The 24,190-nt window shown below is 71.1% G+C and carries 24 protein-coding genes and 2 pseudogenes; 18 read left to right on the top strand and 8 right to left on the bottom strand.

What is annotated here, in order from left to right; translation table 11 throughout:
* The first annotated feature begins 185 nt into the window (after positions 1-185).
* Positions 186-1,976, top strand: a complete 1,791-nt coding sequence (locus tag QBL25_RS36660) for a cytochrome c biogenesis protein DipZ (RefSeq protein ID WP_409061258.1) — start codon at positions 186-188, stop codon at positions 1,974-1,976.
* A gap of 76 nt (positions 1,977-2,052) precedes the next feature.
* On the opposite strand, the gene QBL25_RS36655 is transcribed toward QBL25_RS36660, so the two are convergent.
* Together QBL25_RS36655 and QBL25_RS36650 are read right to left on the bottom strand one after the other, a co-directional pair.
* Positions 2,053-3,129, bottom strand: a complete 1,077-nt coding sequence (locus tag QBL25_RS36655; RefSeq protein ID WP_409061257.1) for a sensor histidine kinase — start codon at positions 3,127-3,129, stop codon at positions 2,053-2,055.
* A gap of 10 nt (positions 3,130-3,139) precedes the next feature.
* Positions 3,140-3,916, bottom strand: a complete 777-nt coding sequence (locus QBL25_RS36650) for a response regulator transcription factor (RefSeq protein WP_409061256.1) — start codon at positions 3,914-3,916, stop codon at positions 3,140-3,142.
* 189 nt (positions 3,917-4,105) lie between these two features.
* On the opposite strand from QBL25_RS36650, the gene QBL25_RS36645 reads away from it, so the two are divergent.
* The 3 genes from QBL25_RS36645 (at position 4,106) to QBL25_RS36635 (ending at position 6,085) form a co-directional block, all read left to right on the top strand.
* Complete coding sequence (locus QBL25_RS36645; RefSeq protein WP_409061255.1) at positions 4,106-4,663, top strand: M15 family metallopeptidase; 558 nt, start codon at positions 4,106-4,108, stop codon at positions 4,661-4,663.
* 95 nt (positions 4,664-4,758) lie between these two features.
* Entirely contained in the window at positions 4,759-5,859 is a 1,101-nt protein-coding gene (locus QBL25_RS36640) for an endonuclease/exonuclease/phosphatase family protein (RefSeq protein ID WP_409061254.1), read from the top strand.
* A 103-nt stretch (positions 5,860-5,962) separates the two neighbouring features.
* On the top strand, positions 5,963-6,085 hold the full coding sequence (locus QBL25_RS36635; protein WP_409061253.1) for a hypothetical protein: 123 nt from the start codon (positions 5,963-5,965) through the stop codon (positions 6,083-6,085).
* Between the two features lie 54 nt (positions 6,086-6,139).
* Here QBL25_RS36635 and QBL25_RS36630 read toward each other — a convergent pair whose 3' ends face one another.
* Positions 6,140-7,060: a LysR family transcriptional regulator gene (locus QBL25_RS36630; protein WP_409061252.1), complete on the bottom strand. Its 921-nt coding sequence runs from the start codon at positions 7,058-7,060 to the stop codon at positions 6,140-6,142.
* A gap of 10 nt (positions 7,061-7,070) precedes the next feature.
* Here QBL25_RS36630 and QBL25_RS36625 point away from each other — a divergent pair, with 10 nt between their 5' ends.
* The 8 genes from QBL25_RS36625 to QBL25_RS36590 all read left to right on the top strand — a co-directional run bounded on the left by QBL25_RS36625 (position 7,071) and on the right by QBL25_RS36590 (position 14,241).
* Positions 7,071-7,214, top strand: coding sequence for a hypothetical protein (locus QBL25_RS36625; protein WP_409061251.1), 144 nt, complete (start codon positions 7,071-7,073; stop codon positions 7,212-7,214).
* Positions 7,215-7,306: 92 nt separating this feature from the next.
* On the top strand, positions 7,307-8,332 hold the full coding sequence (locus QBL25_RS36620; RefSeq protein WP_409061250.1) for a fumarylacetoacetate hydrolase family protein: 1,026 nt from the start codon (positions 7,307-7,309) through the stop codon (positions 8,330-8,332).
* Positions 8,329-9,300 (top strand): cyclase family protein, encoded by a 972-nt coding sequence (locus QBL25_RS36615; RefSeq protein WP_409061249.1) that lies wholly within the window; start codon positions 8,329-8,331, stop codon positions 9,298-9,300. The genes QBL25_RS36620 and QBL25_RS36615 overlap by 4 nt, the downstream gene beginning before the upstream one ends.
* Before the next feature lie 34 nt (positions 9,301-9,334).
* Complete coding sequence (locus tag QBL25_RS36610) at positions 9,335-10,474, top strand: FAD-dependent monooxygenase (protein ID WP_409061248.1); 1,140 nt, start codon at positions 9,335-9,337, stop codon at positions 10,472-10,474.
* Positions 10,474-11,472 carry an amidohydrolase family protein gene (locus QBL25_RS36605; RefSeq protein WP_409061247.1) on the top strand — a complete coding sequence of 333 codons (999 nt, stop codon included), beginning with the start codon at positions 10,474-10,476 and terminating at the stop codon, positions 11,470-11,472. The genes QBL25_RS36610 and QBL25_RS36605 overlap by 1 nt, the downstream gene beginning before the upstream one ends.
* 4 nt (positions 11,473-11,476) lie before the next feature.
* Positions 11,477-12,415, top strand: coding sequence for a VOC family protein (locus tag QBL25_RS36600; RefSeq protein WP_409061246.1), 939 nt, complete (start codon positions 11,477-11,479; stop codon positions 12,413-12,415).
* A 102-nt stretch (positions 12,416-12,517) separates the two neighbouring features.
* The gene (locus QBL25_RS36595) at positions 12,518-13,489 is read left to right on the top strand and encodes a fumarylacetoacetate hydrolase family protein (RefSeq protein WP_409061245.1); all 972 of its coding nucleotides are present in this window, start codon (positions 12,518-12,520) and stop codon (positions 13,487-13,489) included.
* Positions 13,486-14,241, top strand: coding sequence for an SDR family NAD(P)-dependent oxidoreductase (locus QBL25_RS36590; protein WP_409061244.1), 756 nt, complete (start codon positions 13,486-13,488; stop codon positions 14,239-14,241). The genes QBL25_RS36595 and QBL25_RS36590 overlap by 4 nt, the downstream gene beginning before the upstream one ends.
* 9 nt (positions 14,242-14,250) lie before the next feature.
* Here QBL25_RS36590 and QBL25_RS36585 read toward each other — a convergent pair.
* Positions 14,251-14,427, bottom strand: a pseudogene (locus QBL25_RS36585) (pirin family protein); the annotation flags it as partial.
* A 370-nt stretch (positions 14,428-14,797) separates the two neighbouring features.
* Between QBL25_RS36585 and QBL25_RS36580 the strand changes: the two are divergent.
* Positions 14,798-16,810 carry an ATP-binding protein gene (locus QBL25_RS36580; protein ID WP_409061243.1) on the top strand — a complete coding sequence of 671 codons (2,013 nt, stop codon included), beginning with the start codon at positions 14,798-14,800 and terminating at the stop codon, positions 16,808-16,810.
* Positions 16,811-16,944: 134 nt separating this feature from the next.
* On the opposite strand, the pseudogene QBL25_RS36575 reads toward QBL25_RS36580, so the two are convergent.
* From QBL25_RS36575 to QBL25_RS36565, 3 genes and pseudogenes are all read right to left on the bottom strand, one after another.
* A pseudogene (locus QBL25_RS36575) lies at positions 16,945-17,133 on the bottom strand (transporter); the annotation flags it as partial.
* 62 nt (positions 17,134-17,195) lie between these two features.
* On the bottom strand, positions 17,196-18,200 hold the full coding sequence (locus QBL25_RS36570; protein ID WP_409061242.1) for a hypothetical protein: 1,005 nt from the start codon (positions 18,198-18,200) through the stop codon (positions 17,196-17,198).
* The gene (locus QBL25_RS36565; protein WP_409061241.1) at positions 18,197-18,856 is read right to left on the bottom strand and encodes a hemerythrin domain-containing protein; all 660 of its coding nucleotides are present in this window, start codon (positions 18,854-18,856) and stop codon (positions 18,197-18,199) included. Before QBL25_RS36565 ends, QBL25_RS36570 begins: the two co-directional genes overlap by 4 nt.
* Before the next feature lie 174 nt (positions 18,857-19,030).
* Between QBL25_RS36565 and QBL25_RS36560 the strand changes: the two genes are divergently transcribed.
* Positions 19,031-19,663, top strand: coding sequence for a TetR/AcrR family transcriptional regulator (locus tag QBL25_RS36560; RefSeq protein WP_409061240.1), 633 nt, complete (start codon positions 19,031-19,033; stop codon positions 19,661-19,663).
* A gap of 197 nt (positions 19,664-19,860) precedes the next feature.
* On the opposite strand, the gene QBL25_RS36555 is transcribed toward QBL25_RS36560, so the two are convergent.
* Positions 19,861-20,457, bottom strand: coding sequence for a hypothetical protein (locus tag QBL25_RS36555; RefSeq protein ID WP_409061239.1), 597 nt, complete (start codon positions 20,455-20,457; stop codon positions 19,861-19,863).
* A 227-nt stretch (positions 20,458-20,684) separates the two neighbouring features.
* Between QBL25_RS36555 and QBL25_RS36550 the strand changes: the two genes are divergently transcribed.
* The 4 genes from QBL25_RS36550 (at position 20,685) to QBL25_RS36535 (ending at position 24,014) form a co-directional block, all read left to right on the top strand.
* Positions 20,685-22,403, top strand: coding sequence for a histidine kinase (locus QBL25_RS36550; RefSeq protein WP_409061238.1), 1,719 nt, complete (start codon positions 20,685-20,687; stop codon positions 22,401-22,403).
* Between the two features lie 91 nt (positions 22,404-22,494).
* Positions 22,495-23,157 carry a response regulator gene (locus tag QBL25_RS36545; protein ID WP_409061237.1) on the top strand — a complete coding sequence of 221 codons (663 nt, stop codon included), beginning with the start codon at positions 22,495-22,497 and terminating at the stop codon, positions 23,155-23,157.
* Positions 23,158-23,182: 25 nt separating this feature from the next.
* Positions 23,183-23,764: a MerR family transcriptional regulator gene (locus QBL25_RS36540; RefSeq protein ID WP_409061236.1), complete on the top strand. Its 582-nt coding sequence runs from the start codon at positions 23,183-23,185 to the stop codon at positions 23,762-23,764.
* A gap of 127 nt (positions 23,765-23,891) precedes the next feature.
* A complete protein-coding gene (locus tag QBL25_RS36535; RefSeq protein WP_409061235.1) occupies positions 23,892-24,014 on the top strand; it encodes a hypothetical protein in 123 nt (40 codons plus the stop codon).
* The last annotated feature ends 176 nt before the right edge of the window (positions 24,015-24,190 follow it).

Here is a 24,190-nt window from a genome sequence, read left to right as displayed (position 1 = left end):
CCGGCGCGTCTCCTTCACGCCCTCACATCAGGTATTCGTCGCCCCCACGCGTTTCGGATTGCCCGATACGAGACTTTTCTCCTTTTTCGCCAATCCGGCCCCCGGATGCCGACGAATCATGAGCACCAGGAGAGCCATCGACGCTCTCGCGGACCAGGGGGACTCACGGACCCGAGGTGGCGGCCATGCTTACGTTGATCCTCATCGGATTGCTGGGCGGGTTGATCACCGCGGTCTCGCCCTGCATCCTGCCCGTACTTCCGGTGGTCTTCCTGGCGGGCGGCCCCGACGAACCGACCCGACCGGAGCCGGCCCGGACGGAAGAGTCCCGTTCGGAAGAGTCCCGTCCGGAAGGGACCTGGTCGGAAGAGACCCGGCCAGAAGCGGCGGCCGACGGGCGGAAGGCCCCGCGGAACCGGCGGCCGTACGCCGTGGTGGCCGGTCTGGTCATCAGCTTCAGCTTCTTCACCCTGCTCGGCGTCACGCTCATCTCCGCTCTCGGCCTGCCGCAGGACATCCTGCGCTACGTCGGCCTCGCCCTCCTGGTGCTCATCGGGCTCGGGCTGATCCTGCCGCCCGTCGAACGGCTGCTCGAAAAGCCTTTCGCGCGGATCCCCCAGCGGCAGGTCAACAAGGAAGGCAGCGCCTTCGCCCTCGGTCTGGGGCTCGGCCTGCTGTACGTGCCCTGCGCGGGCCCCGTCCTGGCCGCCATCACCGTCGCCGGTGCCCGCGGCGAGATCAGCGCCGACATCGTCGCCCTGACCGTGTCCTTCGCCGTCGGCACCGCCGTCCCCCTGCTGATCTTCGCCCTGGCGGGCCGGCGCGTCGCCGAACGCGTCACCGCCTTCCGCACCCGGGCCCGCAAACTGCGCATCGCCGCCGGCACCCTGATGATCGTGCTGGCCTGCGCCCTCGCCTTCAACGTCACCGACGCCATCCAGCGCTCCCTGCCCGACTACACCTCGGCCGCCCAGAAGAAGATCGAGGACAGCGACGTGGCACGCCAGCAGCTCTCGGGCCTCTACAACAACACCAACAAGGACCTCGCCCGCTGTGAGGACGGCGCCGACGAGCTCCGCTCCTGCGGCAAGGCCCCGGCCATCGACGGCATCGCCAAGTGGCTCAACACACCCGGCGGCCGGCCGATCGACCTCGCGTCGCTGCGCGGCAAGGTCGTACTGATCGACTTCTGGACCTACTCCTGCATCAACTGCCAGCGCAGCCTGCCCCACATCGAGGCGTGGAACCGCGCCTACAAGGACAGCGGGCTGGAGATCATCGGCGTGCACTCACCCGAGTTCGCCTTCGAGAAGGACCCCGGCAACGTCGCCGACCAGGCCGAGAAGCTCGGCGTCGACTACCCCGTCGCCCTCGACAACAAGCTGACGACCTGGGACAACTACCGCAACCGCTACTGGCCCGCCAAGTACCTCATCGACGCCCAAGGCACCGTGCGCCACATCAAGTTCGGCGAGGGCGGCTACGACCAGACCGAGGACCTCATCCGCACCCTGCTCCAGCAGGCCGACCCCACGGTCCAACTGCCGCCCAAGACCGGGCAGCGGGACGCGGACCTCACCCGGGACCGCACCCCGGAGACGTACCTCAGCAACCTGCGCATCCGCGGCTACATCGGTGACCCGCTCGTCGACGACAAGCCCACCGCCTACCGCATGCCCTCCGACATCCCGCTCAACAAGCTGTCGCTGGGCGGCACATGGACGGCGGGCTACGAGTACTTCACCGCCGGACGCGACGCCCGGCTCGCCTTCACCTACAAGGCGAAGAACGTCAATCTGGTCCTCTCCGGCAACGGCCCGGTCGAGGTGCTCGTCAACGGCAAGGTCACCAAGACCCTGACGGTGAAGGGCGCTCCTACCCTGTACTCGCTGGTCGACGACGACACGGCCCGTCAGGCCACCGTCGAGATCCGGCCCGCCGCCGGGATCCAGGCGTACTCCTTCACCTTCGGATGAGACCCGGAACCCTCGGATGGGACCCAGATTCTTCGGATGAGACCCGGACCCCGTCACCCGTTGGCCCGCAGGCCCGTCACTTGCCGGTCCGCGTACCCCTCGCCGGCAGCTCCACGGTGATGCGCAGGCCCCCGGCGGGGCGCGGGGCGAGGACGAGGGTGCCGTCGTGGGCACGGGTGATGCTCTCGACGATGGCCAGGCCGAGCCCGACGCCCGCGTGATCGGTGTGGACGCGTTCGGAGCCGCGCTGGAAGGGTTCGGTGAGCGTCGCGGCCAGCTGCGGGGTGAGCTGTTCGCCGGTGTTCTCGACGGTGAGCACGACCGTCTTGGGGCGTACTTCGGTCGTGACACGGACCGTGCCACGACCGGGCAGGTTGTGGACGATCGCGTTGTGCACGAGGTTCGTGGTCAGCTGGAGCAGGAGCGCCGGGGACCCGGTCGTGGGGGCGATCTCGCCGCCGGTCTCGACGGTGATGCCGCGCTTCTCCGCGAGCGGCAGGAGCGTCTCGGTGGCTTCCTCCGCCAGGAGGGACAGGTCGACGCCTTCGCGGCTGAAGGACCGCTGGTCGGCGCGGGTCAGCACGAGCAGGGCCTCGGTGAGATCGATCGCCTGCGTGTTGACGGCGTGCAGCCGGTCGATGAGTTCACCGGTGTCGTGGTCCGGATCGGTGCGGGCCACGTCGAGCAGCGCCTTCGAGGTCGCCAGCGGGGTGCGCAGCTCGTGCGAGGCGTTGGCGGCGAACCGGCGCTGCTCGGCCACGTGCGCTTCGAGCCGTACGAGCATCGAGTCGAAGGCGTCGGCGAGTTCACGGAACTCGTCCTTGCGTCCCGGCAGCCGGATGCGGTGGGAGAGCGTGCCGCTCGTGGCCACGCGGGCGGCGTCCGTGATGCGGGTCAGCGGCGCGAGCATGCGCCCGGCGAGGATCCAGCCCCCCAGGAGCCCGAACACCAGCAGGCACACCATGCTCGCCGCTGCCGCCGGGGCGAACCGGCCCAGGAGGAGCTGCCGGTTGGGGTTCTGGTAGAGCATGCGCTGGTTCCAGTCGTCGGGAACGTACTGGAGGAGGAAGACCCATACGGCGGCGAGCAGCAGGCCGCCCGCGACCATGAGGAACCCGGCGTAGCTGAGGGTGAGTTTGACGCGGACGCTCATCCCGGGTGCTCTATCCACGGCCTGCTCCCCCGCTTCCCTCGTGTCCCTGGTGTTCATCACGTACTGCGTGTCCATCACGTACTGCGGGTCCTTCGCGTCCCTCGGGTCCCTGCTCTTCGGCCGCCGGTCGCGCGCCGATGCGGTAGCCGACGCCCGGGACGGTGGCGATGATCCAGGGTTCGCCGAGCCGCTTGCGCAGGGCCGACACGGTGATGCGCACGGCGTTGGTGAACGGGTCGGCGTTCTCGTCCCACGCGCGTTCCAGGAGGTCCTCGGCGCTGACGACACCCCCCTCGGCGGTGGCGAGGACTTCGAGTACGGCGAACTGCTTCCTGGTCAGGGCGACGTAACGGCCCTCGCGGTAGACCTCCCTGCGGAACGGGTCGACGCGCAGCCCCGCGATCTCCCGCACGGGAGGCCTGCTGTGGGCGCGCCTGCGGTCCAGTGCCCGGAGCCTGAGGGCCAGTTCACGGAGTTCGAAGGGCTTGGTGAGGTAGTCGTCGGCGCCGAGTTCGAACCCGGAGGCCTTGTCGTCGAGGCGGTCGGCCGCGGTGAGCATGAGGATCGGCATGCCGCTGCCGGAGGCGACGACGCGTCGGGCGATCTCGTCGCCGGACGGCCCGGGGATGTCACGGTCGAGGACGGCGATGTCGTAGCTGTTGACGCTCAGCAGCTCCAGGGCGGTGTCGCCGTCACCCGCGACATCGGCCGCGATCGCCTCCAGGCGCAGGCCGTCGCGGATGGCCTCGGCCAGGTAGGGCTCGTCCTCGACGATCAGCACACGCATGTCGTCGATGCTACGAGCCGGCCCATATCGTCCGCGTATCGAAAACGGCATACGGGCCCGCAACGCCGCGCTGCCTTGACTTGCGGCATGACTCGAACCCAGATCCCGGCCCCGCCCTCAGCCTCGCCATTAGGACGGACGACGGCCCGCCGGACGCGTCGGCTGCTGCTCGTCGTCCTGGTGATCGCCATGGCGGCGATCACGGCGTTCCTCGTCAAGGAGGTGCCGAAGTCCTCGCACTTCTCGGCCGCGTCCCCCTCGAACTCGCTGCGCGGTGAGGACCGTGGCGCGCTCGGCGCGGCCGAGGGTGCCGTGCCCGACGGCACGACGGTCTTCGACGACACGGCACCGGCCGTGACCAAGCTCGAACCGGCCCTGCTCAAGGCGCTGCGCCAGGCGGCGACGGACGCCGCCGACGACGGCGTCGAGGTCTACGTCAACAGTGGCTGGCGCTCCCCCGCGTACCAGCGGCGGCTGCTGCGCGAGGCGATCGCCGAGTACGGATCCGAGGACGAGGCCGCCCGGTACGTGGCCACCCCGGAGACGTCCCCGCACGTGTCGGGGGACGCGGTCGACGTCGGCCGCACGGACGCGACGGCGTGGCTGTCCGGACACGGCTCCGCGTACGGGCTGTGTCAGATCTACCGCAACGAACCCTGGCACTACGAACTGCGCGCCGACGCCACCGAGCACGGCTGCCCGCAGATGTACGCCGACCCCACCCAGGACCCGAGGATGCAGAAGTGACCGGCAGTGAACTCAGCGGCGGACCCCGCGGCGGACCAAGCGGCGGACCCAGGAGCGAACGCAGCAGCGGACCCAGCAACGACCGAGGACAGACGATGACGCGGGTGGACACGGCGGAGGCCGGGCAGAGCATCGGACCCGACAGCCCGGGCACCCGCGTCAACCGTCCGGACACCGCCCCCGGAAGCCGGGAGGCGCGCGTCCGCCGGGCCGTGCGGGCCGCCACCCGGCCGGGGCCCTGGAAGCGGGGCCCGGTGTTCACCGCGCTCGCGCTGCTGCTCGGCCTGTTCCTGCTGCTGCACGGGCACCTCACGGACCGCGGGGGCCTCGGCAGCCTGGTGGAGTCGTTCCTGCCGTGGTTCGGCCTGTTGGTCCCGCTGCTGCTGGCCGGGGCCCTGTGGCGCCGCTCCGCCTCGGCCGTGGTGGCGCTGCTGCTGCCGGTCGTGGTGTGGCTGAACCTCTTCGGCGGGCTGCTGGGCGACAAGTCACGCCCGGACAGCGACCTGACCGTGGCCAGCCACAACGTCGGCGCCGACAACCCCGACCCGGCCGGCACCGCCCGCGATCTGGCCTCCTCCGGGGCCGACGTACTGGCTCTGGAGGAGATCACCGAGCAGGCCCGTGGCACGTACGAGAAGGAGCTGGCGAAGACCTACCCGCACCACGCGGTGCGGGGCACCGTCGGGCTGTGGAGCAAGCTGCCCCTTTCGGACACCCGGCCCGTCGACATCCAGCAGGACGTCGGGCCGCTGGCGAAGACCAAGCCGAAGGACTCCACGGCAGCCGAGGGCCGGGCGCTGCGCTCCACGGTGGCCACGGACCAGGGTCCCCTCGCGGTGTACGTGGCCCACCTGGGGTCCGTCCGCGTAGTGCCCCGGACCGGGTTCTGGACGGGCAGCCGGGACCGCAACGCGTCGGCGCTCGCGCAGGCCATCGCCGCCGAGCCGAACAAGCGGGCGGTGCTGCTCGGCGACCTGAACGGCACCATGGACGACCGCGCGTTCGACGGGCTCACCGCGCAGCTGGACTCGGCCCAGGAGAAGTCCGGGGACGGCTTCGGCTTCAGCTATCCGGCGAAGTTCCCGGTGGCGCGGATCGACCAGATCCTGGTCCGCGGCCTGCGGCCGGACAGCTCGTGGGTGCTGCCGGCCACCGGCAGCGATCATCTGCCGGTGGCGGCGGGCATCAGCTGGTGAGCGTGGCGTGGGGCGGCTGCGGCCAGGGGGTACCACCACCTGGCGGTGGTGCCCGGCGCCGCCGACCACCTCCTGCCGGTGGGCCCGCGCCTGATGATCCGCCGTGCGGGGACGGGAGGCGGTGCTGGTGACGGTGCTGGTGCTGGTGCTGGTGCAGCCTCCGGTGCCGGTACGGGTGCAGCCGCAGGTGTCGGTACGGGTGCCGATCCTGCCGCAGAGCTGGTAGACGGACCGCCGCCCTGCGGCACACCACCGCCACCCCACACCCCACCCCCACACCTCAACCGCCGTCCGGCGGCCGGCACAGCCCCGCGCCCACCCGCGCCGCCGTCTCCCGCAGCCAGATGTGGGCGGCGTCGTGCGTGTGCACCGGGTGCCACCACAGGGCCTCCTGGAGGGGAACGGCCTCGTAGGGAGGCTCCACGACCCGCACGGCCGCGATCGGCGCCAGCAGCCGGGCGAGCCGGGCCTGGACCATGGCGATGCGGCGCGTACCGGCCACCAGGAGCGGCAGGAGCTGGAAGCCGTCGACGGACACCTCCACGCGCGGCTCCACGCCGAGCATGCCGAGCTGGCGCACGGCCGGTGCGTCGTAGGTCCGCTGGTAGGTCACCCAGGGCAGATCGGCCAGGTCCTGGCGGGTGAGCCGGTCGGTGACGGAGGGATGGTCGTCGGCGACCACGAACACCCACCGGTCCTCGTAGAGATCGGTGGCCGGGAAGTCGCTGATGACGCCGTGCGGCATGAGCAGGCCGTCCACGGCACTGAGCAGCGTCGCGGTGTCGTCGACCACGGTCGGCGGGGTCTGGGCGAACCGCAGCCGGATCCCGGGGGCCTCCTCGTGCACGACGCGGGCGAGTTCGGTGCCGAACACGGAGACGGCGTAGTCGGATGCCACCAGCTTGAACTCCCGGCTCTCCACGGCCGGATCGAAGTCGGCCTGGCTGGAGAAGAGGCGTTCCAGGACGTCGTGGGCGGTGGCGGTCCGGTCGAGCAGGACCTGCCCGAGCGCGGTGAGTTCGTAGTGCCCGCCGACGCGGGCGAGCAGATCGTCGTCGAAGTGGCGGCGCAGCCGGGACAGGGCGGCGCTCATGGCGGGCTGGCTCAGCCCGACGCGCTGTCCGGCGCGGGTGACGTTGCGCTCCTCCAGGAGGGCGCGCAGGGCGACGACGAGGTTGAGGTCAAGGCGGGCCAGGTTCACGGACTTTCCCTTGCTGCTCTACGACGCCGGGGCGGCGCTTGGGACGACACCTGCCAGGAGAAGTGCGGCGCCGGACGGCAGCGACAGCACTGGCAGCACCAACGACACCGACGGCACCGACGGCACCGACGGAACTAGCGGCACCGACCAGTAGGAATCTGCTGGGTGGATGGCTGTCATCCACACAATCTATTTCCCTGATCCTCGGTGGCGGGTCCAGATTAGTCCCACCGCAACCAGGAGGACTTGTCCGTGAAACCCGCACCCGCATCCACACCCCTCGACGGCCCTCTCGACGGTTCCTTCGACGGCCCCTTCGCCCTCGCGACGCTCTCGGCCCCGGACGGGCCCGCGTTCCCCGCCCTGGTCACGCCCGACGAGCGCGTCGTCGACCTGCGTGCCCCCCTCGGCGACGAGCGGCTGACCGTTCGCCGCCTCCTGGAGGACTGGCCGGCGGTCCTGCCCCGGCTGCGCGCCCTGGCCGCTGACGGCTCCGCCGAGCACCGCCCGCTGGCGGAGTTCCGGGTGCACGCGCCGGTCGAGCCGCGCCAGGTGTTCCAGTCCGGCGCCAACTACCGCCGGCACGTCATCGATCTGCACGTCGCCCACAAGGCGCCGGGAGACGACCGGCCCGAGGCCGAGCGGCGAGCCGAGGCGGCGGAGATCATGGACCGGCGGGCCGAGGAGGACCTGCCGTACGTGTTCATCGGACTGCCGAGCGCGATCACCGGACCGTACGACGACGTGGTGCTGCCCGCGTGGGCCGAGAAGCCGGACTGGGAGCTGGAGTTGGCGGCCGTGATCGGCCGTCCGGCGCACGGCGTGTCCGTGGCCGAGGCGCTGGAGTACGTCGCCGGGTACACGATCGCCAACGACCTCACCGACCGGGCCACCGTCTTCCGCCGCGACATGCCGCAGATCGGCACGGACTGGCTGCGCAGCAAGAACGCCCCCGGCTTCACCCCGCTCGGCCCGTGGATCGTGCCCGCCGACGCGGTGGCCGACCCGGACGACCTGCGGCTGGTCCTGAAGCTGAACGGCGAGACCATGCAGGACGAGTCCACCAAGGACATGATCTTCAACGTGGCCCGCATGGTGTCGTACGCCTCGCAGTCCGCCCAACTCCTGCCCGGTGACCTGGTGTTGACCGGCTCTCCGGCCGGGAACGGCCTGCACTGGGGGCGGCTGCTGCGCGACGGCGACGTGATGGACGCCTCGATCACCGGACTCGGCGCGCAGCGCACCCGCTGTACGGCGGAGGTGACGCCGTGACCGCCGCACCCCTGGACCGGGACGACCCCGAGGGCGCCATCGCCGAGGCGGCCAAGGCGTGTTCGAACTGGGGGCGTTGGGGCGAGGACGACCGGCTCGGCACCCTCAACTTCCTCGACGAGGCCAAGCGCCGCGAGGGCGCCGCGCTCGTGCGACGGGGCGTCAGTTTCTCCCTCGCGCAGCGGTTCGACATGGACGGGCCGCAGAAGGGCTGGCGGCGGCGCACCAACCCGGTGCACACCATGCTCGACACCGGCACCGACGCCGCGCTCGGCAACCAGGGCTTCCCGCACGGCCTCGGCGGCGCCGACGACGTGATCGCCATGCCGCTCCAGTGCTCCACGCAGTGGGACGGCCTCGGCCACATCTTCGACCACGGCAAGGCGTGGAACGGCCGCCCCGCCGAGCAGGTCGTCACCTCGGACGGCGACCTGGTCACGGGCATCGAGCACATGGCCCCGTACGTGGCCGGGCGCGGTGTCCTGCTCGACGTGGGCCAAGTGATCGGCGAGGGCGGCGAACTGCCCGACGGTTTCGCCGTGACCGAGGACCATCTGACCGCGACGGCCGAGGCGCACGGTGTGACGGTCGGCCGGGGCGATCTGGTCCTGGTGCGCACCGGACGCCTCGCGCGGGCCCGGCGCGAGGGCTGGGGCGAGTACGCGGGCGGCCCCTCCCCCGGGCTCTCGTTCACCACGGCGGGCTGGCTGCACCGTACGGAGATCGCCGCGATCGCCACCGACACCTGGGGCTTCGAGGTCCGCCCGAACGAGTTCGCGCACGCCTTCCAGCCCCTGCACCAGGTCGCGATCCCCAACATGGGGCTGCTGATCGGCGAGATGTGGGACCTGGACGCACTGGCCGCGGACTGCGCGGGCGACGGCGCGTACGACTTCTGGCTCACCGCCGCTCCCCTGCCGATCACCGGCGCCGTCGGTTCGCCGGTCAGCCCCATCGCCGTCAAGTAGCCCTCCCTCTCCCGAGGAACGAAGGAGTTCCCGTATGAGCACACCACCCCGCACGGTCCTCGTCGTCGGCGGCGGCGCGGCCGGCAACGCCGCGGCGATCCTGCTGCGCCGCGCCGGGATCGCGGTCGACCTGATCGAGGCCAAGGAGGACTGGAACGCCACCGCAGGGTCCGGCATCACCCTCCAGGGCAACGCCCTGCGCGTGCTGCGCGAACTCGGCGTGTGGGAGGAGGTGGCGACGTCCGGCCACGGCTTCGACGCGGTCGGCATCACGGCCCCCGACGGCACGGTGCTGCACATAGCCGAGGATCTGCGCACCGGTGGCGACGACCTGCCCGCCACGGTCGGCATGCGGCGCCCGCGGCTCCAGACGATCCTGAGCGAGGCGGTACGGGCCAGCGGCGCCGCCGTACGGCTGGGCGTCCGGGCCACGTCGCTGGACCAGTCCGCCGAGGACGCGCGCGTCACCGTCCGCTTCACCGACGGCACCGAGTCCCGCTACGACCTGGTGATCGCCGCCGACGGCCTGGGCTCCGCCACGCGTGCGGCCATCGGCATCACCGACCGGCCCGAGCCCACCGGCATGGCGATCTGGCGCGTCGCGGCGCCCCGCCCGGCCGGCATGACCCGCGCCGACCTCGCCTACGGCGGCCCCGCCTACATCGCCGGGTACTGCCCCACCAGCGAGAGCACGCTCTACGCGTTCGTCGTCGAGGCCAACCGCGACCGGTCCTCCATACCGGCCGCCTCGTACGCGCACGAGATGCGCTCCCTGGCCCGGCACTACGGCGGCCACTGGCCCGAGATCACCGCCCACATCACCGACCCTTCCGAGGTCAACTACACCTGGTTCGACCGGATGCTGGTCGAGGGCTCCTGGCACCGCGGCCGCGTCGTCCTGGTCGGCGACGCCGCGCACTGCTGTCCGCCCACGCTCGCCCAGGGCGCGGCCCTGTCGCTGGAGGACGCCTGGGTGCTCGCCCAGATGCTGACCGCCACCGACGTCTGGGACGACGCGCTCCTCCAGGCCTACTACGAACGACGCGTCGCCCGCGTACGCCCTGTCGTGGAGGCCTCCGTCCAGATCGGCCGGTGGCAGCTCGACGGAGTGCGGGACGCCGACGTGCCCGGCCTGATGGGCCGCACCATGAGCGCGCTGCGGGAGCTGCCGTGATGCCTCCGCCCACCGTCGACGTGCACGCCCACGTCCTGCTGCCCGAGATCGAGGCGCTGGTGGCGGGTCTGCCGGGGCTTGCCGCCGCGCGGGCCCTGGACGCCCGGCGCAACGGGCCGGACGCACTGAAGGCCAACGGCCCGATGATCGGCGCACGCATCCCCCGTCTCACCGATCCGGCGGTCCGCCTCGCCGCGATGGACGCCCAGGGCGTGGACATCCAGCTGGTCAGCCCGTCCCCCTCGCACTATCACTACTGGGCCGACGAGGAGACGGCCGAGAAGGTGTACCTGGCGGCCAACGAGGCCACCGCGGCGCACTGTTCGGCCGCGCCGGACCGGCTGCGCGGCCTCGGCCTCGTGCCCCTGCAACACCCCGGGCAGGCGGTGCGCGCCCTCGACCACGCGCTGGCACTGGGCCTTGACGGCGTCGAGATCTCCAGCCACGCTCCGGGGCGCGAACTGTCCGATCCCGCCTACGAGCCCTTCTGGGCCGCGGCGGCCGAGACCGGCGCGGTCGTCTTCCTGCACCCCTTCGGCTGCACCCTCGACGAGCGCCTCGACCAGTGGTACCTGTCCAACTCCGTGGGCCAGCCCACCGAGAACGCCGTCGCCCTCTCCCACCTGATCTTCTCCGGAGTCCTGGACCGCCACCCCGGCCTGAAGATCCTCGCGGCGCACGGCGGCGGCTATCTGCCCACCCACATCGGCCGCGCCGACCACGCCTGGACGGCCCGCTCCGACGCCGGGTCCGGCTGCGCCCACCTGCCCAGCAGCTACCTCAAGCGCCTCTTCTTCGACTCGCTCGTCCACGACCCGCACGTGCTGCGGGAGTTGGTGCGCGTGGCCGGCGCGGACCGGGTGCTGCTCGGCTCCGACTTCCCCTTCGACATGGGCACCGAGGACCCGCTCGGCGCGCTGCGCGCCGCCCGCCTGACCGACGCCGACTTCGAGGCGGTGCGCGGCGGCAACGCGGCCGCCCTCCTCCGGAAGGACTGACCTCATGAGCCACCGTCTGCTCACCCATCTGCGCCACGTTGACCTGGCCGTGCCCGACTACGCCAAGCAGCTCGACTTCTACGCCGGCGTCTGGGGCCTGACCAAGGTCGCCGAGGACTCCGGCATCTCCTTCCTGGCCGCCGAGGGCTCCCCCGAGCAGTACGTCGTGCGTCTGCGCGAGGCCGACGAGAAGCGGCTCGACCTCGTCTCGTACGGCGCGGCGTCGGCGTCCGACGTCGACACACTGGCCGAGCGACTCCTTTCCGGCGGCGTGGAGTTGATCTCACGGCCGGGCAAGGTCGACACGCCCGGCGGCGGTTACGGCTTCCGCTTCTTCGACGTCGACGGCCGCACCATCGAGGTCTGTGCCGACGTCGAGGTGCGCCGGCACCGGAAGATCGAGGAGAAGGAGGCCATCCCGGTCAAGCTCTCCCACGTCGTCCTCAACTCCCCCGACCTGAACCGCACCCGGGAGTGGTACGAGCGCCACCTCGGCTTCGCCCTCTCCGACACGCTGTCCTCGCCCCACATGGGTGAGGTCATGCACTTCATGCGGATCTCCAACCAGCACCACTCGATGGCCATCGCGCAGGGTCCGCACACCGCGCTGCACCACGTCTCCTTCGAGATGCGCGGTCTGGACGAGTACATGCGCGGATCGGGTCGCGTGATGCGCGCCGGGTTCCGCAAGATCTGGGGCCCCGGTCGTCACATGGCGGGCGACAACACCTTCACCTACTTCCTCGATCCGCACGGCAACACCGTCGAGTACACGACGGAGTTGGAGGAGCTGGACGAGGACACCTGGCATCCGCACGTCTACGACTTCTCGCAGCCCGAGGTCACCGACCAGTGGGGCACCGCGAACGCGATGAACGAACTCGTGGCCAAGGAGTCCTTCAACGACCCGGACCGCGGCGTGTTCGTCGCCCCGCCGGTCTGATCCCGCCGGACCCGCCCCGGGCCCCGGGGGCGCGGCGGCCCTGTCCCTGCCCCGGCACTCCGCCGCCCGCGCCCCCGGCCCCTGTCCGCACCAGGAGACCCCATGCGATTCGCCACCTACGCACACAACCACCGCACCCGCGCGGCCGTCGTCGAGGAGGACGGCACCCTCTTCCCGCTGCCCGGCGTCACGTCGCTGACCGAGGTGATCCGGGCCGGCGGCGGTCTGGCCGCCCTCCTCGACGCCGGTGCCGCCGCGCTCGACGTGCCGCCGGGTCCGCACGTCTCGCAGGTGCGGCTGCTGCCTCCGCTCCAGCCCTCCTCCGTACGGGACTTCGTCACCTTCGAGGAGCACGTGGAGGGCGTGCGCCGCGCGGTGGACGGGGCCGGCGGAGTCCCCGACCAGTGGTACGCCGCGCCCACCTTCTACTTCACCAATCCGCACGCGGTCCACGGACCCGGCGACGCGATCCCGATGCCGCCCGGCTCGACCGCCTTGGACTACGAACTCGAAGTCGCCGCCGTCATCGGCCGCGAGGGCCGCGACCTCACCCCCGAGCAGGCCCGCGACCACATCGTCGGCTACACCGTCCTCAACGACTGGTCCGCCCGCGACCTCCAGTCCGTCGAGATGAAGGTCGGTCTCGGCCCCTGCAAGGGCAAGGACACCGCCAACACGCTCGGCCCGTACCTGGTCACCGCCGACGAGCTCGCCCCGTACCGCGACGGCGAGGGCTTCCTGCGCCTGGCGCTGACCGCCGAGGTCAACGGTCAGGTGGTCGGCAAGGACCTGCTCTCCAACATGAGCTGGACCTTCGAGGAGATGGCCGCCTACGCCTCGCGCGGCACGCGCGTCGTGCCCGGCGACGTCCTCGGCTCGGGCACCTGCGGCAACGGCGGCTGCCTCGCCGAACTGTGGGGCCTGCGCGGCGAGCGCACCCCGCCGCCGCTCAAGCCCGGCGACACCGTCACCCTCACCGTGGAGGGCCTCGGCACGCTCTCCAACACCGTGGTCCCCGGCGCCGACCCGATCACCCTTCCCACCGGCCGACGCCGCTCCCGGGAGCGGCCGTGAACGACCCGCGTCCTCCCCGTCTCCTCGGCAAGGTCGTGGTCGTGACCGGCGCGGCCCGCGGCCAGGGCGCCGCCGAGGCGCGGGCACTCACCCGGGAAGGCGCCCGCGTCATCGCCACCGACGTCACGGAGACGCCGGACATCCGCGTCCTGGACGTCACGGACGAGGGACAGTGGGCGCTGCTTGCGGCCGAACTACGGGAGTCGTACGGGCAGCTCCACGGCCTGGTCAACAACGCGGGCGTCACCTGGCGCGCCCGCCTCGACGAGGTACGCCCCGACGACTTCGCGCGCGTCCACGCCGTGAACGTCACCGGCCCGCTCCTCGGCATCCAGCACCTCGCCCCGCTGATGCCCGCCGGCGCCTCGATCGTCAACGTCGGCTCGTCCGCAGCGCTGACCGCCCACTATCCGGTCGCGTACACGGCCAGCAAGTGGGCGCTGCGCGGCCTGTCCAAGGCCGCGGCGCTCGAACTGGGGCCGCGCGGCATCCGCGTCAACACCATCCACCCGGGTTTCATCGAGACGGAGATGACCGCCACGGCCTCCCCGGCCTTCCGCGAGAGCAACCTCCGCGAGACCCCCCTCGGCCGCACCGGCACGGTCGACGAGATCACCCCGCTCGTCACGTTCCTCCTGTCGGACGAGGCCTCGTTCATCACGGGCACGGACATCCCGGTGGACGGCGGCTACACCACCCACGGCGGCGCCAAGTCGATCTCGGACGCCCTGCGCGCGGACCCGGGTCCCTGAGACCTGGCGTCAGCGCACCCGCCCCCGGGCCTTCAGGGGTACCGGGGGCAGGTCCGGCGCCGGGATGCGGGTGCCGTCGTAGCCCTTCACCTCACCGAAGCGGGTGGTTTCCATCCAGTCCGCCCGGGCCCGGGCGATCTCGTCGTTCGACCGCCCGATGAAGTTCCACCACATAGCCGGTGTTTCACTGCTTTGCGCAGGTCAGAGGCCTCTCGCTCCTCGCCTCACCTGCGGGGCCAGCGCATGACATCCCTGCCCCCGCCACGTCCATGCCCCGGGCTGGTTGATCGGGCTGTGGTGGTAGTTGGCCGGGAGTGCCCGGGTGGTACGGCCTTGTGCACGCCTTGGCGCAGGAACCGGGCAGCTCATGGCATTCGGATTCCGGGCGGGACCGGTGGAGCAGACTCGGGTGCGGTCGGCGGACAGCGGCCCGGCCACCGGACGGGAGAGGGGCGACATGGAGGGCTTTCGGCAGGTCGGGGAGAGGGGGAACCTGCCGTCCGAGACGACGAGTTTCGTCGGGCGTGGGAGTGAACTGAGCGTCACAGCGGGCTTGGTGACAGCCCATCGGCTGGTGACGCTGACCGGGCCGGGCGGGGTGGGCAAGAGCCGTCTGTCCCGGCACGCCGGAACCGAAGTGCGGGCCGCCTTTCCCGACGGGGTGTGGCTGGTCGAGCTCTACCCCGTCAGGGATGCGGAGATGATCGCGCTCGGCGTCTATGAGGCGTTGCGGCTGTCCGATCAGACCACGCGGCCCGCACTCGACGTGGTGGCCGAATGGCTGGCGGACAAGCAGCTGCTGCTGATCCTGGACTGCTGCGAGCACCTCACCGCCGGCTGCGCGGACCTTGTCCGGGTGCTGCTGGCGGCGGCCCCCGGGGTGCATGTCCTGGCCACCAGCCGGAGTGCCTTGCAGACTCGGGGCGAGCGGGTGGTGCCCGTTCTTCCGCTGCCGATCACCACCGGGGCAGGATGCTGCGACGGAGCCCCGGCCGACGCGGAGTTGTTGTTCACGCAGCGCGCCGCGGAAGCATCTCCCCCGGTGGTCCTCGCGGAGCGGGACAGCGCCGCGGTCGCCGAGATCTGCGCGCGCCTGGAGGGCATCCCGCTGGCCGTCGAGCTGGCCGCCGCCCGGCTCGCCGAAACGTCCCTGAACGAACTCGGCTGGGCCCTGCACACCCGCTTCGAGTTCCTGGCCAGGCAAAGCGACAGCGCGTACGGCAGAGCTGGCGAGGCAGATCCGCGGCACTGGGCGCTGCGGACCACGATCGGCTGGAGCCATGAGCTGTGCTCCCCGTTGGAGCGGCTGGCGTGGACGCGGCTCTCGGTCTTTGTCGGAGGCTTCGAGCCGGAGGCCGCGCAGTGGGTTTGTACGGGAGGCCCGCTCGCCAGCCGACAGGTACCCGGCCTGCTCGACCGCCTCGTCGACCACTGCGTCCTCCAGCGCGCCGACACCGTCTGCGGGCCCCGCTATTCGATGCTGGACACGATCCGCGAGTACGGCCAGGAATGGCTGGCCCGGCTCGAGGAGGAGCAGCCGCTGCGCGAGCGCCACCGGGACTACTACCGCCAACTCGCCCAGGCCGGTGACCACCTGTGGGCCGGTCCGGAACAGGTCGACTGGTCCGAGCGGCTCACCGCCGAGCACGCCAACCTGCGGGAGGCCCTCGAATCCTGCCTGGCCGACCCGGATCCGCTGCCCGCACTGGAGATGGCGAGCGATCTGTGGTTCTTCTGGACCGGGTGCGGCTTCCTGCGCGAGGGGCGCGCCTACCCTGAACGGGCCATCGCCGGGGAACGCAAGGCGCCCCAGGGCCCTCAGCTGCTCCGGGCCCTGTGGTCCTGCGGCCATGTGGCCAACATGCAGGGCGACTTCGCGCGCTCGGCCGCGCTGGAGAACACCTCCTGGCCGCTGGCGGACCGATTCGCGGACCCGGCGGCGACGGCCGCCCTGCGCTACGTCCGGGGCACCCGCCTGGTGATGACCGCCCGCCCGGACCAGGCCCTCGACGTCTGCCGCGCCTCGCCGGACCGCCCCCCGGCCCGCGGCAGCGCCCTCGCCATCTGGCTCCTGACCCGGGGCATTACCTCGTACGCGCATCTCCTGTCGGGCGAGATCGCCCACGCCGTGGCGGCTGCCGACCTCATGCGCGAACACAGCGAGCACCACGGCGACCTGTGGCTGCGCGCCTACGCCCTCTACTTCCTGGCCATGGCCGCACTGGCCAACGGCGATCCAACGACGGCCCACCGCCACGCCCGCGACTCACTGGCCCTTAAGTGGCAACTGAACGACACCTTCGGCGCCGCGGTCGATCTCGACACCATGGCCACGTCCCTCATCGCGTCGGCCCCCGAACGCGCTGCCCGGCTGCTCGGCACCGCCGACAGCCTCTGGCACTCCATCGGACGGAACCGCGCCGGAGTGCCGGAGTTCCTCGCGACCCGCAACGCCTGCGAACAACAGCTCCGCGAGACCCTCGGCGACGCACCGTACGCAACGGCCCATCGAATGGGTCTGGAAGCCGGTATCGACGAGGGCATCAGTTACTTCCTGCGCCTGGAGTGAACCCGCCGTCCGGAGCCGCGACCGCATCAGGATGGAAAACGCTCAGTGCTCGGCGAGCAGCTCGACGAGGACGAGCGGGTCCCGCGAGGAGTGGCCGGTCAAGCGTGGGAGAGGTAGCGGCGCTACGACGGTCAGCGGACCAGGTCGATCGAGCGCCGGTGCTCGCGCACCGCGTGTACGTCGTAGCGGGTGAAGTCACCGGCGATGCAGATCAGGTGCGGGCCGCTCCACAGGACCTGGGACGCGGCCGTCACCCCGAGCCGGTCGCGGACCAGGCGCTCGCAACAACGGCTGCGGTGCGAAGTCCAGGGTGTCGGGTTCATCCCGCCCGTGCGCGACAGGACGCTCATCGCCGCGGTTCGGGCGCTCTGGGGCCGGGGCGTCTTCACATGCCGTCGGATTGCCTCTCGGATCCTTGCGCCCGCTCTCGGGCGGCGAGGTCGCGCAGGCGCGCGGTAGTGCCGTTGCGCTGCGCGCGGCGCAGCCCCTGTTTGGCCAGCAGGCCGTTGGCCACGGTCGTGACCATCCTGTTCTGCGGCGCTGTCATGCCCGTCAATGTGTGGGGCGCGTAGAGGGCCCGTCCGTCCTCGACGGTCAACCAGCCGGTGACGGTGCGCATGCTCACACCGACGCACTGCGGTTGGAAGCTGTGGGCGAGGAATCCCGCTCGGCGTCCGCCCGGTGGCAGCAGTTCGGACGGTGCGGCGAGGCGCAGGCCGGTCTCGTCGCTCCCGGTGACCGTCACCGGGAGGATGACGGGGAGGCCGTCAGCACCCTGGTAAGCCAGCAGGCGATGAGGAAGGGCGGCGATCTGCCGGGCGAGCTTTGCGACGGGTGTCCGCGGGGTCGTGCCGTTCCTCGGCGGTTCCTGTTCGGCGGGATGTCCCGGCCAGGAGGCGCCCGTCACGGTTACACGTCCACTCGCCGAGAGATCGGGCCAGACGGCGATGCGGTCCGGGTGGACATCGACGAAGACCCGGTTCTGGTGGTACTCGCGAAGCAGCCAGTCCCATACGCCTCCGCGCCTGGTCCGCCCGAGGAACGGCTCGGAGGCGTCCATCAGCCCCGCCAGTCGCTGCGCCGAGGGCTGAAGGTCCACCTCTGCTCGGCCCTGGGCGAGGACGTAGTGGCTGTGGGTGGCGAACCCGTGCTCGCGCGTGTGATAGGCGAGACACACGCGTGGGTTGCGCAGGATGTGTTCCAGTTTCTTCGGGAAGCCCAGCGATGTGGTGAAGCTGACCTCGTTGGCCGCCCGGTCCGCGAGCCCCACCGGTGAGACGCTGGTGACCACCGCGCCTCCGGCCGGGGTGAGGTAGGCGGCAGCGACGGTCAGGTCGCCCTTGAATGCCTCGAACGCCGTGTCCGGCCACGGGAGCCGCGTGGAGCTCACGAGCCGTCGCCTCGCAGGACTCGCAGGTCGGCGGCGGCTTGGCTGCGCAGGGCGGGCAGCAACGCTTTCACCGGGGGCGGCATGTTCACGAGCATCGACTCCACCTCGGCCGGCGTGCCGGCTTCATCGAGGAATCCGATCATCAGATGCCCGGCCACCGGGGGTGTGCTGGCGATGACTCGTTGGGCGAACTCCTCCCACTGCTCGGGTGTGATGAGCTGCAGGGCGGGGAGCAACAGTGGTTCCTCGTGAGCCAGGTGGTCACGCACGCTGTCGCGCACCGCGACAGCCGCCTCGCGCAGTGCGTGCCGGCTGTCGCCGCTCAGGCTCTCGCCGCCGGGGCCTTCCGTACCGGTCTGGTTGACGGAGGCGAGGCGGTCGAGTGCCTTGTCCAGGTGGTCGTGTTCTTCGCTGAGTTCGTCCAGTGCGCCCTTCGTGTCCGGCGCCGCTGCCAGGATGAGCGGCCACAGCCATGCGTCTTCGGTCTCGTGGTGGTGACGCAGGTTCGCCACGATGAAGTCCCGTAGCTGCACGAGTGCCTGACGTGGCACGGAGGATCGGTCGACGGCGTCGACGAGCAGTCCGGTAGCCAGTCTGTGTGTCTCATGGGCGAGCCGCGTTTCCACGATGGCTTGCGCGTCGGACTCGGCTTGCATGGTCATGTGTGCGGAACCTTCGCGTAGGAGTGAACGGTCTTCCGGGCGGCCCCAAGGCCCTGAACCGCTCCGGCGGGGCGAGGGGAAGAGATTTTGGTTGCCCGTCCGGTCTCCATTTCAAGTTACATGCTCTGCAATGAAGTTATCCACTCTGGCGTCCGATAGGCTGCCGACATGCCCGAACAGACTCGGAGGTATCGGTCAGCACGGCGTGAGCAGAGCGCGGCTCAGACCCGACAGGACATCCTGGAGACCGCGCGCGACCTTTTCATCACGCATGGCTATGCGCAGGTGACGATGGGGCAGATCGCTCGCTCGGCCGGTGTCGCGACCAAGACGCTGTATGCGAGCGTGGGCACCAAGACTGAGCTGCTGCACGCTCTTCTGGCCGTGGACGTGGCGGATTCGAAGGCCACCGGGCTGCATGACGCGGTACTCCGAAGCAAGGACCTCGCCTCCGCGATGACCTGCCTGGCCCACGGAATCCGCGGCAACACCGAACGCTTTGCCGCATCCATAGACCTGCTCCACTCCTCCATGGCCAGCGATGACAAAGCGCGGCAGGTGTGGGAGTACGTCGTCACGCAGTACCGCCAAGCGCTGCGCGACATCGCGCAGCACCTGGTCGCCCTCGGTGTGGTGGCTCCTCATCTCGACGTGGACGGTGCGGCGGACCGCCTGTGGCTCTGCTTCGGGCTGTCGGCTTGGCGATCGCTTGTCGTCGACTGCGGCTGGAGCTATGACGACGCGGAGCGCCTGCTCGCCCGCCAGGCGGTGAGCATGCTCGAAGACCCCGGCCCGGCATAGGCGGGACGTGGGTCCCGTCGAGCTGCCGCACAGGCTACGGCCTCAACGGAAGCGTCTGGGGCCGCAAGGCGCCGAGGCCCGAAAGGTCGCGGCCCGTGGCTGTTCGAGGCCGGTCCGGAGGTATCCGGCCATGGGCCTGGAGCTTTCCCACCGGCGACATGGCCCACCTGCCCGCCGTCGGCGCCAGTCTCTTCGGGTCAACGGTCCTGGAAGGTGTCTAGGGCCACGGCCTGGGCGACGGCCAGGCGGGGGTCCGGTCCGGGGGTGAGGATGTCGACCACGTAACGGTCCCGCAGACCCCACTTCCTGTCCACCTTCAGCACCTGCTTGCCCCCCGTCTCGAAGTCGAAGTGGTACGGCCACAGGAACGGCACCAGGTCCAGCGGCAGGAAGTCCCAGACGCGGCGGAGCACAGCCACGAACCGGTTACGCTCCCGGCCGACGGCGGCCGGGAATCCGGGTTGGTCCAGCACCCAGGTCGAACGCACCAGGGAGGCGAAGTCCTTCTCCTCGAAACCGCCGACAAGGTTGCCCTCCGCGTCCCACACGTCGTAGCCACCGCCAGCGCCGCGAAGGCCGCGCTCCTCGATGGTGAACAGCACGCGGGTCCCGGACAGGCCGGTGTAGAAGGTGATCTTCTCCTTGAGCGAGAATCGCTTCACCTCGGCGCAGGCCAGGACCTCGCCCTCCGAGCCGTCCGGCATCAGCTCGCTCACCATGTAACGGCCGGCCTTGAGACGGTTCTCCTGCCGGACGGTGAAACGTCCCCCGGTCCACTGTCCCGCACTGTCCACTGTTCCGCTCCCGAAGCCGTCGTTCCCTGTGCCGCCGCTGAGTGCGTCCGGCCGAGCCATCGTCACCGGACCGCCCGCCCTGCGGCAGTCTCCATAAGTCGTCACCCGTAACGACCAAAGAGGACAGGAATCCCAGGAACCGAGGCCCTCCGACCCCCCCTTCGTCGCGCGCGACCGCACCGAACGAAGGATGCGGGTGTCAGAGGGCAGCCGTCTATCGTCTGCACGTGGATGCAGCAGAAACTCCCCGTACCGCACCGTCGTTCCGCTTCCGTCTCGCCGCCGCCTCCCCCTGGCCCCGGCGGCGGATCGTCGGCGAGGCCGTGCTCACCCCAGTGCTCTCCGGGATCGCAGGCATCCTCCGCACGGCGGAGACCGGCTCCCTGGTACAGGGCGGCGCACTGGCCCTGGTCGTCGCCGTACTGTCCCTGGCGCGTCGCGCCCTGCCGGCGTCGGTACTGCTGGCCGCGTCAGCCCTGGCCGGCACCTTTCTCGGTACGTTCGTCCTGCTGGTCTGCGCCGGCTGGTCCGCCGGCAGCCGCATCGAGCGCCCGGCGCGGGCACTGGCCGCGTTCACGGCCGGTTTCGTCCTCCACCTTGTCGCCGGCGTGGCCAACGCACCAGATGAAGACCTCGGACTGTCGGTGCTGGTGACCGTCGCACTGGTCGGGGGTTCGTTCCTGGTGCTGGCAGTCGTGCCCGGTTTCGCCGCCCGGTACCGTGCCCAGCGGCACGCCCTGCTGGACGCCCTGCGGCGGCACAACGCCCAACTGGTGCGCGAACGGGCGATGGTGGCGCGCCAGACCCGGCTGCTGGAGCGGCAGCGCATCGCCCAGGACATGCACGACAGCCTTGGCCACCAACTTGCCCTGATCGCCGTGCACACCGGGGCACTGGAGGTGGACCCGGAGCTCAACGGCCGCCAGCGGGAAGGTGTGGGCGTCCTCCGGGAGGCATCCAGATCGGCGATGCGGGAGCTGCGCGAAGCCGTGGGCATCCTGCGCAACGACGCGGAGATGTCCGGGCCCGGTCCGCAGGGAGCCGGGCCCTCCCCGGACCGTGCCGCGGTTTCTGTCGAAGGGCTGGTCGCGTCGTCGCGGGCGGCGGGCGCGACAGTGGAACTGCACCGCTCCGGCGCCCAGCGGACCCTCACCCCCGCTGTCGACCAGGCGGCGTACCGCATCGCTCAGGAGGGACTGACCAATGCACACAAGCACGCGCCGGGCGCCCCGATCACAGTCGCGCTGCGCTACGAACCGGACAGCCTCGTAGTCGAGGTGGCGAACGGCCCAGTACCGGCCGGGGTTCCGGCCGCACTCCCCGCGATCAGCGGCCAACAGGGGCTGACGGGCCTGCGGGAGCGGGCCCGTCTGGTCGGCGGCATGGTGCACACCGGCCTCACCCCCGGCGGGGGCTTCCGCCTCGCCGGTGTGCTGCCGTACGCCGACGGCGAGCGGCAGTCCCCTCCGGGCGGCGCGACTTCGGTGGCTGCGGACGACGACTTCCGGGAGCAGATCGGCGGGGCCTCGGCGGGAAATGGTGGTGGCGTCCTCGAACGCGCCATACCGCACAAGGAGTTCACCACCATCGTGAGCAGCAAAAAGAACGCCGCCCTGGGATGCGCCGCCACCGCCGTGGTCCTCGTCGTGGGCATCGGCGCCCTCCTGGTGTGGGGGGTGTCGAAAGGGATCGACGAGTTGGAGAAGGGGGCCATACCGACGAGCGTGTACAAGTCGGCTCGAGTCGGCGAGGCCGAGGCGGACCTGCGCGGGAAGTTGCCGGAAGGCGGCTCATGGCTCACCGACGGCGTGGAGAAGCAGGGGCCTGCGCTGCCCGATGACGCGGCCTGCGAACACTTCGTGGACGACGAGAAGGACATCGTCTACCGGTTCTGCTTCCGCGACGGGAAGCTCACCTCCAAAGTGTCCTACACGTACAACCCCTGACCCGAGGTCTGTGACCACGCTCCCGGCCGGATCGGGCATGATGAGCTGACCTGTTGTCCGCCTGTCACACCGATCCCGCGCAGGAGACCGCATGATCCGGGTTCTCATCGCCGACGACGAGCCGCTCATCAGAGCAGGCATCAGAATGATCCTCGCCTCCGCCGGGGACATCGAGGTCGTCGCCGAGGCCCGGGACGGCCGGGAGGCGGTGGACACCGCCCGGGGCACCGCGGTCGACGTGGCCCTGCTGGACATCCAGATGCCCACGATGGACGGGCTGACCGCGCTGGCCGAACTGGGCCGTGCCGCGCCGGGGGTACGAGTGCTGATCCTGACGACGTTCGGGGAACGCGACAACGTCCTGCGGGCGCTCGGCCACGGCAGTGCGGGCTTCCTGCTGAAGGACACCGCCCCGCAGGAGCTGATCCACGCAGTCCGCGCGGCGGCGGCCGGCAACGCTTACCTGTCCCCGGCCGCCACCCGCCACGTGGTGGACACCCTCGCCTCCCCCGCCGCCACCGTGCGTGGCGAGGAGGCGCGCCGCCGCCTGGCCGGGCTGACCGCTCGCGAACACGAGGTGCTGGCCCTGCTCGGCGAAGGACTGTCCAACGCGGACGCCGGCGCCCGCCTGCATATGAGCGAGGCGACGGTGAAGACCTACGTCAGCCGCGTCCTGACCAAGCTCGACTGCGACAACCGGGTCCAAGCGGCGCTCCTGGCCCGCGACGCGGGCCTGGAGCCGTGCGCAGAGTGAACTTCAGCGCCCCGGCAAACCGTACGTGGAACGGATCCCCGAACTCACCCTCAGAGATGAGCCCCGTGAACCGGACTACCCGGATGCCGAGGTCCTGCTCACCATCGTCAATGCGGAACGCCATTGCCGACCGGTCCCGGTCCAGCACGTCGAGCGCGACGGACGCGTACCGACGCAGAGCACCTATTCCGTTGCCGTCGTATTCCTGCGGGCAGTAGCAGCCGTTCGCCTGCCGGTTACCGCCGCGGCTGAGACGGTCCGGCACCACCACAAGCTGGGTCTGCTGGAGGAGCCGGAGCGCGCACCGAGCAGCTACAAGCGGTACGACGTACGGCACCTGGTCCGGCTGATGGGCATCCGCCGGCTGACCGATCTCGGCGTGCCGCTGTCCGACATCCCCACGGTGGCCGCCGCCGACGCACGGTCCAAGGAGATCCTGCGCGCCCTGGACGCCGAACTCGCGGCGAACATCGAGCGCCAGCAGCACATGCGCCGCCAACTGGCCGCGATCCTGGAGGACGGGGCCTCGCTCGGCCCGCCCGCGGGCTTCGGGGCCGCCGCCGCCACACTGCCCCAGGCCCAGCAGGACCTCCTGGTGGCGTCCTAGAGCGTCCTCACGCCGACGGCGATGTCCCTCATCCGGGACCAGTACACGCGCCCCCGGGACAAGATGGACGAGGAGTTCGAGCACCTGCCGGCCCGCACTCAAGGCCCTCGTTGAGGCGTGCAAGCCCGTGACGCTCGGTACCTTGCGGTGCGACCTGGAAGGGCTGCCGACGTTCGGGCGGCAGTCGCGCGCGGTTGACGACCGCGGCGCCTCGGTCAACGACCGCGGCGTGGACGAGGTGCTGTCGTGAGCGACGTCCCCGACGCGGTCTTGCCGCTGCAGGCCCTTCCAGTGGCAGCACACCTGGGGCGCCGGTAGCCGTCTGACGAGTTCGTGCACGGTAGGCGGTGAGACATCGAGCCTCGGCCGCCGCGAGCACATGAGCGACGCCATCCAAGCCGTCGCCTGCCTGCTGTCTCAGCAGCA

This window comes from Streptomyces sp. SYP-A7185 (genome assembly GCF_046103685.1).
GTDB lineage: Bacteria > Actinomycetota > Actinomycetes > Streptomycetales > Streptomycetaceae > Streptomyces.
This window is presented reverse-complemented; position numbering and strand designations above follow the sequence as displayed.